This is a genomic window from Flavobacterium sp. N2038, from assembly GCF_025947185.1.
Classification (GTDB): Bacteria; Bacteroidota; Bacteroidia; order Flavobacteriales; family Flavobacteriaceae; genus Flavobacterium.
Genome location: NZ_CP110001.1, coordinates 4,336,995 through 4,348,441 on the forward strand (window position 1 = coordinate 4,336,995; position 11,447 = coordinate 4,348,441).

The 11,447-nt window shown below is 33.4% G+C and carries 11 protein-coding genes; 9 read left to right on the plus strand and 2 right to left on the minus strand.

Annotated elements, in window-relative coordinates:
* The first annotated feature begins 78 nt into the window (after positions 1 to 78).
* From groES to OLM51_RS18940, 4 genes are all read left to right on the plus strand, one after another.
* Positions 79 to 354 carry a co-chaperone GroES gene (gene groES, locus OLM51_RS18925; protein ID WP_012023920.1) on the plus strand — a complete coding sequence of 92 codons (276 nt, stop codon included), beginning with the start codon at positions 79 to 81 and terminating at the stop codon, positions 352 to 354.
* An 81-nt stretch (positions 355 to 435) separates the two neighbouring features.
* A complete protein-coding gene (locus tag OLM51_RS18930) occupies positions 436 to 792 on the plus strand; it encodes a four helix bundle protein (protein ID WP_264552135.1) in 357 nt (118 codons plus the stop codon).
* Positions 793 to 968: 176 nt separating this feature from the next.
* Entirely contained in the window at positions 969 to 2,597 is a 1,629-nt protein-coding gene (gene groL, locus OLM51_RS18935; protein ID WP_264552136.1) for a chaperonin GroEL, read from the plus strand.
* A gap of 355 nt (positions 2,598 to 2,952) precedes the next feature.
* Positions 2,953 to 4,155, plus strand: coding sequence for an ectonucleotide pyrophosphatase/phosphodiesterase (locus OLM51_RS18940; protein ID WP_264552137.1), 1,203 nt, complete (start codon positions 2,953 to 2,955; stop codon positions 4,153 to 4,155).
* Between the two features lie 160 nt (positions 4,156 to 4,315).
* Here the strand turns inward: OLM51_RS18940 and OLM51_RS18945 are convergent, their stop codons facing one another.
* Positions 4,316 to 5,845 carry a SulP family inorganic anion transporter gene (locus OLM51_RS18945; RefSeq protein WP_264552138.1) on the minus strand — a complete coding sequence of 510 codons (1,530 nt, stop codon included), beginning with the start codon at positions 5,843 to 5,845 and terminating at the stop codon, positions 4,316 to 4,318.
* A gap of 254 nt (positions 5,846 to 6,099) precedes the next feature.
* Positions 6,100 to 6,312 carry a hypothetical protein gene (locus tag OLM51_RS18950; protein WP_264552139.1) on the minus strand — a complete coding sequence of 71 codons (213 nt, stop codon included), beginning with the start codon at positions 6,310 to 6,312 and terminating at the stop codon, positions 6,100 to 6,102.
* A 346-nt stretch (positions 6,313 to 6,658) separates the two neighbouring features.
* Between OLM51_RS18950 and OLM51_RS18955 the strand changes: the two genes are divergently transcribed.
* The 5 genes from OLM51_RS18955 (at position 6,659) to OLM51_RS18975 (ending at position 11,263) form a co-directional block, all read left to right on the plus strand.
* Complete coding sequence (locus OLM51_RS18955) at positions 6,659 to 7,123, plus strand: hypothetical protein (protein WP_264552140.1); 465 nt, start codon at positions 6,659 to 6,661, stop codon at positions 7,121 to 7,123.
* Positions 7,124 to 7,591: 468 nt separating this feature from the next.
* Positions 7,592 to 8,836, plus strand: coding sequence for a TMEM143 family protein (locus OLM51_RS18960; RefSeq protein WP_264552141.1), 1,245 nt, complete (start codon positions 7,592 to 7,594; stop codon positions 8,834 to 8,836).
* A gap of 174 nt (positions 8,837 to 9,010) precedes the next feature.
* Entirely contained in the window at positions 9,011 to 9,475 is a 465-nt protein-coding gene (locus OLM51_RS18965) for a DUF962 domain-containing protein (RefSeq protein WP_264552142.1), read from the plus strand.
* Positions 9,476 to 9,565: 90 nt separating this feature from the next.
* Positions 9,566 to 10,306, plus strand: coding sequence for a hypothetical protein (locus OLM51_RS18970; protein ID WP_264552143.1), 741 nt, complete (start codon positions 9,566 to 9,568; stop codon positions 10,304 to 10,306).
* A 105-nt stretch (positions 10,307 to 10,411) separates the two neighbouring features.
* Positions 10,412 to 11,263 (plus strand): alpha/beta fold hydrolase, encoded by an 852-nt coding sequence (locus OLM51_RS18975; RefSeq protein WP_264552144.1) that lies wholly within the window; start codon positions 10,412 to 10,414, stop codon positions 11,261 to 11,263.
* Positions 11,264 to 11,447 lie beyond the last annotated feature (184 nt).

The following is an 11,447-nucleotide window of genomic DNA, read 5'->3' on the forward strand; positions in this document are numbered from 1 at the left end:
GTCAGTTTTAATAGCATGGCATAATTTCTGAAAGTTTACAGAACATTAAAAAACGTTAACAAATAATACTATAAAATCATGGCTTTAAACATAAAACCGCTTTCAGACCGCGTACTTATTGAACCAGTTGCAGCTGAAACTAAAACTGCTTCAGGAATCTTTATTCCGGACACTGCCAAAGAAAAACCACAAAAAGGAACTGTAGTTGCAGTAGGTAACGGATCAAAAGATCATACAATGACTGTAAAAGTGGGCGATACTGTTCTTTACGGAAAATATGCAGGTACAGAATTAAAATTAGAAGGAACTGATTATTTGATTATGCGTGAGGACGATATTCTTGCGATAATTTAATTGCTGTAAGCTTTAAGCCGTAAGCTATAGGCTCCAACAAAAGCTTAAAGCCTATTGCCTAAAGCATAAAGCCAAAAAAGAATGAGAGATTTTAAAAAATACGATATTTGGCAGCTAAGTCATTCTTTTACTTTAGAAATCTATAAATTGACTTCCTTATTTCCAAAAGAAGAACTTTATGGATTAACAAGTCAAACAAGAAGGGCTTCTTCATCAATCCCTACTAATATTAGTGAGGGATGTGGAAGAAATAGTGACAAAGAATTTAATCAATTTCTCAATATAGCTTTAGGTTCTGTCAATGAAACAGAATATCTTTTGATTTTAGCTAAAGATTTGCAATATCTTAATACTGAAATTGCCGAAAATCATATAGAAAAAATCAACAGTATAAAAAGCAAAATTTATAAATTAAAAAAGTTGCTTACGCAGCAATAAGCTTTAAGCCATAAGCAATAAGTTTTTCCAAAACAGCTTAAAAAGCTATTGCTCAAAGTAGCAAAAAACATTAATTCAGCAGTAAAAGAGCCTAAAGCCTACTGCTTAAAGCAAATAAAAAATATTAACTCAGCAGTAGAAAGGCTTAAAGCCTACTGCCTAAAGCAAAATAAAAAATGGCAAAAGATATAAAATTTGATATTGAAGCACGTGACGGATTAAAACGTGGTGTTGATGCATTAGCAAATGCTGTAAAAGTAACTCTTGGACCAAAAGGTCGTAACGTAATTATCGGAAAATCATTTGGTGGACCTACTGTTACTAAAGATGGTGTTTCTGTTGCAAAAGAAATCGAATTAAAAGACCCATTAGAAAATATGGGAGCACAAATGGTTAAAGAAGTTGCTTCTAAAACCAATGATTTAGCTGGTGACGGAACTACAACTGCTACAGTTTTAGCTCAGGCTATCGTAAAAGAAGGTTTGAAAAACGTTGCTGCAGGTGCAAACCCAATGGATTTAAAACGCGGAATTGACAAAGCTGTTGAAACTATCGTTGCTGACTTAGCAAAACAAGCTAAAGTTGTTGGAAGCGATTCTGACAAAATCAAACAAATTGCTTCTATCTCTGCAAACAATGACGAAGTTATTGGTGAATTAATCGCTACAGCTTTCGCTAAAGTTGGAAAAGAAGGTGTTATTACTGTTGAAGAAGCAAAAGGAACTGATACTTTTGTTGACGTTGTTGAAGGAATGCAATTTGACAGAGGATATCTTTCTCCATATTTCGTAACAAATCCAGAGAAAATGGAAGTTGAACTAGACTCTCCATACATCCTATTATACGACAAAAAAGTTTCTTCATTAAAAGAATTACTTCCAGTTTTAGAGCCGGTTGCTCAATCAGGAAAACCATTATTAATTATTGCTGAAGATGTTGACGGAGAAGCTCTTTCTACATTAGTAGTAAACAAATTAAGAGGTGCTCTTAAAATTGCTGCTGTAAAAGCTCCAGGTTTTGGTGACAGAAGAAAAGCAATGTTAGAAGATATCGCGATCTTAACTGGTGGAACTGTAATTTCTGAAGAAAGAGGATATACTCTAGAAAATACAACTATCGAAATGTTAGGAAATGCAAAAAGAGTAACTATCGATAAAGACAATACAACTATCGTAAGTGGCGCTGGAGAAGCTGACATTATCAAAAACAGAGTAAACCAAATTAAAGGTCAGATGGAAACTACTACATCTGATTATGATAAAGAAAAATTGCAAGAGCGTTTGGCTAAATTAGCTGGTGGTGTTGCTGTTCTTTATGTTGGTGCTGCTTCTGAAGTTGAAATGAAAGAGAAAAAAGACAGAGTTGATGATGCTTTACACGCAACTCGTGCAGCAGTTGAAGAAGGAATCGTTGCCGGAGGTGGTGTGGCGCTATTAAGAGCTAAACTTGCTTTAGCAGACTTAAAAGCTGACAATGCTGACGAGGCTACAGGAATCCAAATCGTTTCTCGTGCTGTTGAATCTCCATTAAGAACTATCGTTGAAAATGCTGGTCTTGAAGGTTCTGTTGTTGTGGCTAAAGTTTCTGAAGGTTCAGGTGATTTTGGATACAACGCAAAAACTGACGAATATGTAGATATGCTTGCTGCAGGAATTATCGATCCTAAAAAAGTAACTCGTGTAGCTCTTGAAAACGCTGCATCTGTTTCTGGAATGATCTTAACTACAGAATGTGCATTAATTGATATTAAAGAAGAAAACGCTGGCGGAATGCCAATGGGTGGCGGAATGCCAGGAATGATGTAATTCATTCTCTTCTTAAAACTTAAACGCCAGATGAATATCTGGCGTTTTTTTTTGCCACAGATTTCACTGATTAAAAGGATTTTCTTTTGCCACTAATTACACAAATTTCCACGAATTATTTTGCTGTTAAAAAGTTGCCACAGATTAAAAAGATTTTCACTGATTTTAATCTTTATAATCCTTTAATCTGTGGCTAAAAATATTCGCAAAGAAAAAAAAGAATTCGTGGAAATTCGTGTAATTACTTCGTCAGTTCGCTATCGCTCGTGTCGTGGCAAACTTTTTTATTTAACATTCTCTTTTTCTTTAAAAAATCTGTTATTTCTACCTTTGCGGTTCTATTTAAAATTGCACAATGAGAAAATTCAGAACTCACCTTTTATCTTTTACATTCTTACTTCTTACTACTTTTTTACAAGCCCAAAATAGCAAAGACAATTATGTAGTTTTAGTTTCTATGGATGGCTTTCGCTGGGATTATGGCAAACAATTCAATCTTCCAAATTTAAAGCAAATTGAAAAAGAAGGCGTTCATGCCAAATCAATGAAACCATCTTATCCGAGTAAAACCTTTCCAAATCATTATTCTATCGTAACGGGACTTTATCCGGATCATCACGGGATTATCAATAACGTTTTTTATGACGCAGCTTTAAATGAATCTTTCTCATTATCAAGCAATGCAAAAAACGATTCGCGCTTTTATGGCGGGAATCCAATTTGGAATTTAGCCGAACAGCAAGGTGTAAAAACCGCTTCTTTCTTTTGGCCAGGTTCTGATATTGACAAAAGAAATCCAAGTTATTTCAAAAATTACGATGGCAAAATTCCCTACGGCGCTAGAATCGATACGGTTATGAAATGGCTAACGCTTCCAGAAAAACAGCGCCCGCATTTAGTCACTTTATATTTTGATGAACCAGATCATACTGGTCATAATTTTGGCCCACTTTCTCCTGAAAATAAAAAAATGGTCATCAAAATGGATTCTATAATGGGTGAAATATCTCGAAAATTAGATCAATTACCTATCGGAAAACAAATCAATTTAATCATCGTTTCAGATCACGGAATGGCTAATATCAGTAATGATAAAAAAGTAGCCGTTTTAGATTATTTAAACCCGGAATGGCTGGGTTACAAAGATGTAATTAACCCCATTATGAGTTTACAGGCAAAACCCGGCTATCAGGATTCAATTGCTAATGCTCTAAAAAAAGTACCGCACATTAAATTCTGGAAATCAACTGAGGTTCCTGAAAGATTACATTACGGAACAAATCCGCGTGTGCATGATTTTGTTATTGAAGCCGATAAAGGATGGAGTTTGGTAAGCAAAGAAAGCACTCATATAAAAGGTGGAACACACGGTTATGACAACAATGAAAAAGATATGCACGCGATCTTTTATGCAAAAGGTCCCGCATTTAAAATCAATAAAAAAGTAAAAACATTCCAGAATGTTTCCGTTTATCCTTTAATTGCTCATATCCTAGGTTTACAAATTGGTAAAATTGACGGAAAACTGAGCGATGTAAAATCGATGTTGGCTAATTAAGAAATTAGAAAATGTGCCAATTTGATAATTAGATAATTTTTGAATTGAAACAATTCAACACAAACAATAAACCCGACAGGTTTTAAAAACCTGTCGGGTCTGTCGAAGCAAATTAATTTCAATTCTAATTATCAAATTGGCACATTTCCACATTATCAAATTAACTAACCACCTTATAAGTCGGATCTTCAATAACATTAACATTTATAACCGCATCAGCATTTTTTAGCAATTGTCTGCAATCGGCACTTAAATGTTGCAGCTCAACTTTTTTGTTTAACTGATTGTATTTTTTAGTCAGATTATTTAAAGCTTCAATCGCTGACATATCAGAAACACGGCTTTCTTTAAAATCTATTATAATATGATCAGGATCATTCTGAATATCAAATTTTTCTAAAAAAGTGGCGGTTGAACCAAAGAATAACGGCCCATAAATTTCGTAATGCTTTATTCCGTTTTCATCTATAAAATTTCTTGCACGAATCCTTTTAGCACTTTCCCAGGCAAAAACCAGAGCTGAAATAATTACACCAATTAAAACCGCCAAAGCCAGATTATGCAATACAATTGTAATTACAGCTACCAGAATCCCCACAAAAATATCATGTCTTGGCATTTTATTAATAATCCTGAAACTTGCCCATTCAAAAGTTGTAATGGCCACCATCATCATAACTCCAACTAAGGCAGCCATTGGCAGTTTTCCAATTACAGGAGCTCCAAAAAGAATAATCAATAAAATAGTCAGCGCAGCGATAATTCCCGAAAGTCTGGCTCGTGATCCAGCTCCTAGATTCACCAATGTTTGTGCAATCATCGGACAGCCACCCATTCCGTAAAAAAAGCCGTTTAAGATATTTGAACTTCCTTGTGCGATACATTCTCTATTGCTGTTCCCTCTTGTTCCAGTAATTTCATCAACCAGATTCAGTGTAAGCAAACCTTCAGTCAGACCAACAGCTGCAACAATGACCGAATAAGGGAATATTACTTTTAAAGTCTCAAAAGAAAATGGAATATTCGGAATATGAAAAGGAGGAAATCCTCCTTGTACAGACGCAATATCTTCAACTGTTTTGGTTTCAATATTAAACACAATTACCAATGCAAAAACAATCATAATGGCTACTAAAGAAGCTGGAACTGCTTTTGTAATTTTTGGAAAAAGCAAAACAATTGCTACGGTCAACGCTACAAGCCCCAACATGATATACAAAGGCGTTCCCTGAAGCCACAAAACCTGTCCATTTACAATAGTTTTAAACTGCTCCAATTGCGACATGAAAATGACAACAGCCAGTCCGTTTACAAAACCAAACATTACAGGATGAGGAACTAAACGTATAAACTTCCCGAGTTTAAAAAGTCCGATGCAGATTTGAACAATTCCGCCTAAAGCGACGGCTGCAAAAACATACTCTATACCATGCGATTTCATTAAAGCAATCAAAACAATTACAGTTGCTCCCGCTCCTCCCGAAATCATTCCTGGTCTTCCTCCAAAAATAGCCGTAACTAATCCGGCAATAAATGCAGCATACAAACCAACCAAAGGCGGAAATCCGGCCAAAATAGCAAACGACAAAGATTCCGGAATCATAGTCATTGCTACTGTTAAACCCGCTAAAATTTCATTTTTGTAATTGACTTTTTGAGTAAAATCAAATAGTTGGAACGTTTTTTTCATAGAGCACAAAATTAAAAAAATAATGTGCAAAATAAGAACAAACCTCCCTGCAACTGATAAGCACTAAAGAAGGATACAAGAGTTAAGTCCCTGAATTAACCTAACTGTTCTAAAAGTAAAATAAAAACCAAAAGTATAAAACTAATCATCTTATTTATTAATTATTAAACGAAATTGGCATGCAAAGTACTCACAAAAAAGGAAATACAACTACGTACTTACACCTGATTTTCAACAATCAACGAAAATGTAACTTAATCTAATCTCACACAGGTGTAGCCTAAACAATTTACGTAATCAATTATATTGTCACATTGCAGGTCAATACCTTCAACCCTTAATATTTTATCGCAATCTTCCAGATCAAAATTTATTTTATAATCCGGAAATTGAGTTTGTATAACGGCAATGATATAATTTTTATCTGATTCTTTCTGGACATTTGTTTTAAAAACTTCGACAACCATAACTATTCATTTAACTCTTTTTCTTAAAAAAGCTCGTGGCATTTAATTTTTTAAAATTAAGCAAAAACTTTCAGAACCAAAATTAAATCATCAGTAAATTCTTTCTATTTAAAATACTTAAACAACTTCATAGTTTGATAAAAGATGAATAATGGCACATTATATTTATCTCAAAAAATACTATAAAAGATTATCCTTTTTAGAAATTAAAAATCATTATTATAATTAGGTCTAAATATATATCAATTCGTTTTTTAATTAAAAAAAAACGTTTATTCAAATAACTTTTCTTACTTAAATAATTAAATTCGTACCGTAATGAAACCCCAAACATTATTTTTAAACGATGCGTATTTTTAATTTATTTAGAAGATCAGGGATAGTGTGTCCCAGATGTCTTGGAAAAGGATTTGTTGACTGGGAAGATATTAGTCGATTAAACAAACAATTAAAATGGGTTCCTGCACCTTGTGCTTATTGCAATGCTACCGGAAAAACAACCAAAGAAATGCTCTCAAAAGTTGCTGTAGACTGCACCTATCTTACGATCGATTTACCCGATCTGGAAGTCGAAAAAATAAAAAATGGCGATCCTGAAACCATAGCAAAGGGAAAGCAAAGGGAACTTTTTGTAGACAATCTTATTAAATATGCCGAAAACCTATATTTAACTCAAAATATGGATGCAGAAAATATTGCCAATTTATACTTAAACACACAAGAAGAAAAAGCTCATTTTTCTGTAAATAAAGATGAATTAATAAAATACATTCAGGGAATAATCGAATTAAAAAAAACGAAACTCAATTAAAAAAAGAAGATTTTCAAAATCAACTCTTTTGCAATTCCTCAGTTGGCAGGCAAAAGCATTAGAACCTTTGTCTCTTTGAACCTCTTAAAAAAAAGCAAAAACAGGTATAAATACGTATCGCTGCCATTTTATTTAGTGGTAAAATTGCAATGAATAGTTTTTAATTAGAATATTGTTTCTGCAAGGAAACAGTATAAATTTTGTCACTTTTTTTTTGGAACAAAAAGTGGGATTTCAAATCGCTGGAACCGATTTCGAAATCTCACTTTTTATTTTTAAAATCGAACTCCACAGGCATAAATCTTCAAATGTTCTATTTGCATTTTTTTTGAGTTTACTACACTATATTTTTAGATCAAAATGGCAAAATAAACCTTTGCTCCTTTCTCCTTTTACCACTTTGCATCTCAAAAAAAAAGGTACTTTTGCATCCCGTAAATGCCACGATATTAAAGCCCAGAAATTGACATGATTCTAGAACATTATATTCCGTTTAATAAAGAATTTTTACTTGAGAAACAATTGGCAGCTTTTGCTAAGAATCCTGAAAAAGCAGCCGATTTTAAAAAACTTTTCGATATTATCGAACATTATTTTCATTACGAATCTTTTAATCTCAACCGAAACCTAAAGCAAAACTATGCTCTATTCGATCCGGATTTGAGCGAAAAAGAACGTAAACGATTTATAGGCAAAAGTAATTTCTCTATTTTTAAAGAAACTTTACTCACGGTTTTAGAACGTGGAAATTATTACAGAATTGATCAGGAGACTTTAACATCGGCATTTAAAGAATCTGATTTGATTGGTTTGAATCTCGCAATTGATTTTAATGCCTTCAAGGATTTTGAGGTTTATGCCCGGGGTCATCATAAAGCAAAGGAAAAGGTTAAAAAATATTTTTTCTGGAAAAGAGAAGTTGAAATCGAATATTATGATCGTGTACTTATTTACCTCAATTACAGCGATGCCGAATTTCTACATGAGAAGAAAGTCAAATTAGGTAAAATGCCAATCGATCCGGGTTCTATTGCATTGAAAATCTTTAAGCGTGTTCCTAAAAATGATCTCGAAACGATTTTCCCAAATGCGATTCCTAAAATGTCTATTAAAGACAAAATGCTGCTTTGGGTTCCGGGAATTTTTGGAGGGCTTTCATTATTGAGTGCCAAGGTAATTCCGGCTTTAATTAATATGTATCAGGCGTATCAAACCGGAGAAACTATAGATTTACTAAACAGTAAAACCTCCTTAAATCAAGGACTAATAGCTCTGGGGATTTTGTCTGCCTATTGCTTTCGTCAGTATAACAACTTTATAAATAAAAAGATCAGATATTCTAAAATGCTTTCAGACAGCTTGTATTTTAAGAATCTTGGTAATAATAGTGGTGCATTTTATTCGCTGTTGAACTCTTCTGAAGAAGAGGTTCTAAAAGAAACCATACTGGCTTATACTTTTTTATATCAAAGTGAAAAGCCATTAACAGCCAATGAACTTGATTCTCAAATCGAATCCTGGTTTAAAACCCAATTAAAAACCGATTTGGATTTTGATGTTAATGATGCTTTATTGAAACTAAAAAACATAGGCTTAGGAATAGAAACAAACGGAAAATGGAGCGTTCTTCCGTTAACCCGGGCACTTATTCAAATTGATCAATTATGGGACAGTATTTTTGAGTATAATCAGCAACATGAAAAATCTGTTTAGTTTCAGGTAGTCCCAATAGCTATCGGGAACAGATTTGATAGCTTTCTTTTGATTTGTATTCCTTTTGTGCAATCCTTATTTTTAGGGTTTAAAAAAAAGGATTGTACAAATGTACTCAGTCAAACCTAAAAGAAATTTTATTAGATTTACGTAACTAACCTTAAAACCAAAAAAATGAGAACATTAGACCAATGGTTCGCAGAATATGCCGTAAGTCATCAGAATCCAACAAATAAAGCGATACACTATATTTGTGTTCCGGCGATTTTCTTTTCGATTGTGGGCTTATTAATGAGCATTCCAAGTGGTATTATTTCTGATTCTCTAAAATTAAATGCGCCAATTATCGAAAACTGGGCTTTTGTTGTCCTGCTTTTAGTTCTTGTTTTTTATATTAGACTGTCACTTGCTATGGCGATTAAAATTGCTATTTTCTCTGCAATTTGTCTGATTGTAAATTATTATATCGGTCAGTTTGTTCCATTATGGATATTTTCTATTGGTGTTTTTATAATCGCATGGATCGGACAATTTTACGGTCATAATATCGAAGGTAAAAAACCTTCGTTCTTAAAAGATCTTCAGTTTTTATTAATTGGACCAGCCTGGGTAGTAGAGAATCTATTTTCCAGAAAATAAAACTACTTAAAATAATTCACTATCAATTAACCTTCAGATAGTTACATTATTTCATTAACTTTATCCTTCTACAAATGCAATGTTGAAAGGATGGATAAAAAAGAAATCAAAATTGAAAATTATGATATTTTCACCTACAGACGCATAAGACGTGCAATTGGGTATTTGGGTATAAGTCTGCCCATTCTTTTGGTTGGATTTTCTTTAATTTCTTTTTTTCAAACCCAGGTACAACCTTCTATAAGTGATTATTATTATACCAATTTAAGAGAAATCTTTACCGGAACTTTATGCGCTGTAGGGCTATTTCTGATTCGGTATAAAGGTCACGGAAATACTTCTGTCTGGAAAAACGACAATCTACTCACTAATATTGCCGGAATTATGGCTATTGGCGTTGCACTCGTTCCCACAAATCCGACAGACATTTCACAAAAAATTTACACTTTTATTCCATCAACACAAAATTGGCTGGGTTGGCTTCATTATGGCTTTGCCGGTATTTTCTTTTTGATTTTAGCTTTGCTTGCTATAAATGTTTTTACAATTGGTCAGGCAAACGAAACGGGAGCTCCAAAAAGCATTTTAAACGAAAATAATATATATAAAGTCTGTGGTTATTTAATTCTTGGAGCTTTAATTATGGTTCCTGTTTCCGGATATTTAAAACTTTTTTCCTTTTCAACCTTAGTTTTTGAAGCAATTGCTCTTTTTGCTTTTGGAATTGCATGGCTCATAAAGGGCCGGGCTTTAGGCGATCAGGGCAAAATAGGGCAAAAATTATATCAGGAAAATAATGCTGTAGATACTGAAAAAATATTAGAAGAATAAAAGTTTTTAAAAACGTTCTCATTTTACTTATTAATAACCGAAACTCAAAAATAGGAAGATCTAAAATCAATTTATCCTTTGATGTTTGCAATAAATTAATCTATTATGAATGTACAGAAAACAAACGCTTTAAACGTAGAAACCAAGTTTGCTGATTTACCAGGCAGAAAAATTGCTTATCGATCTATAGGCGAAGGAAATCCGATTATTTTAATTAACCGTTTTAGAGGAACAATCGATACCTGGGATCCGCTATTTTTGGATTTACTTGCCGAGAAATACAGAGTGATCACTTTTGATTATTCAGGAATTGGATATTCGACAGGAATGCTGCCAACAGCTATTAAAGAAGTAGCCAAAGACGTAAAGGATCTTGCTGATTTTCTAAAAATTAAAAAAGCTGTTTTCATGGGCTGGTCCTATGGCGGATTGGTGACGCAGGCCGCAACATTATTATTTCCAGAACTAGTTACTCAAACAGTTTTGTTAGGAACAGGGCCTCCGGGCAAAAGAGTGGTTCCGCTTGAACAAGCTTTTCTTGATCGGGCCTTAAAACCAATTAATGATTTTGATGATGAGATCGTACTTTTCTTCGAACCTTTGTCTGAGGCCAGCAAAAAAGCTGCTAAAGCCTCACATGACCGAATTGCCAAAAGAATTGATATTTCTAAAATTCCATCGACAATGGAAGTTTTTCAATTGTATTTTAAAGGTGGTGAAAATGCCGCAGAGGACAAAGATAATTTTAAAGAACAGCTTAAAAAAACCAAAACTCCTATTTTAGTAATTTCCGGAGATCACGATATTAGTTTTGCTGCCGAAAACTGGTATCCTTTAACACGACAATTGCCTACAACACAACTTATTGTTTTACCGCAAACAGGACATGCTCCTCATCATGAGCATATAAATCTAGTTGTACATTATATTGATACTTTTTTAGAAAACACCAATTAATATACTAAGAGTTTATTTTTAGAAAATCAGTGTCTCAATAACTTCTAAAATCCTCTTTAAGGATTTTAGAAGTTTAAAAAATAGAAAATTTAATTCCGCTTTAAAAACCTAAAAATAAATTAATTAATCCAAACAAAATAAATCTGAAAAACTTTTTTACTAGCTCTTCCCAACCTTTCTGTAA

Bases quoted from the DNA above. Each gene is read 5' to 3' on its own strand.
- OLM51_RS18945 (WP_264552138.1), bottom strand. From the start codon at position 5,845: ATGAAAAAAACGTTCCAACTATTTGATTTTACTCAAAAAGTCAATTAC.
- groES (WP_012023920.1), top strand. From the start codon at position 79: ATGGCTTTAAACATAAAACCGCTTTCAGACCGCGTACTTATTGAACCA.
- groL (WP_264552136.1), top strand. From the start codon at position 969: ATGGCAAAAGATATAAAATTTGATATTGAAGCACGTGACGGATTAAAA.
- OLM51_RS18975 (WP_264552144.1), top strand. From the start codon at position 10,412: ATGAATGTACAGAAAACAAACGCTTTAAACGTAGAAACCAAGTTTGCT.
- OLM51_RS18965 (WP_264552142.1), top strand. From the start codon at position 9,011: ATGAGAACATTAGACCAATGGTTCGCAGAATATGCCGTAAGTCATCAG.
- OLM51_RS18940 (WP_264552137.1), top strand. From the start codon at position 2,953: ATGAGAAAATTCAGAACTCACCTTTTATCTTTTACATTCTTACTTCTT.
- OLM51_RS18970 (WP_264552143.1), top strand. From the start codon at position 9,566: ATGGATAAAAAAGAAATCAAAATTGAAAATTATGATATTTTCACCTAC.
- OLM51_RS18950 (WP_264552139.1), bottom strand. From the start codon at position 6,312: ATGGTTGTCGAAGTTTTTAAAACAAATGTCCAGAAAGAATCAGATAAA.
- OLM51_RS18960 (WP_264552141.1), top strand. From the start codon at position 7,592: ATGATTCTAGAACATTATATTCCGTTTAATAAAGAATTTTTACTTGAG.
- OLM51_RS18930 (WP_264552135.1), top strand. From the start codon at position 436: ATGAGAGATTTTAAAAAATACGATATTTGGCAGCTAAGTCATTCTTTT.
- OLM51_RS18955 (WP_264552140.1), top strand. From the start codon at position 6,659: ATGCGTATTTTTAATTTATTTAGAAGATCAGGGATAGTGTGTCCCAGA.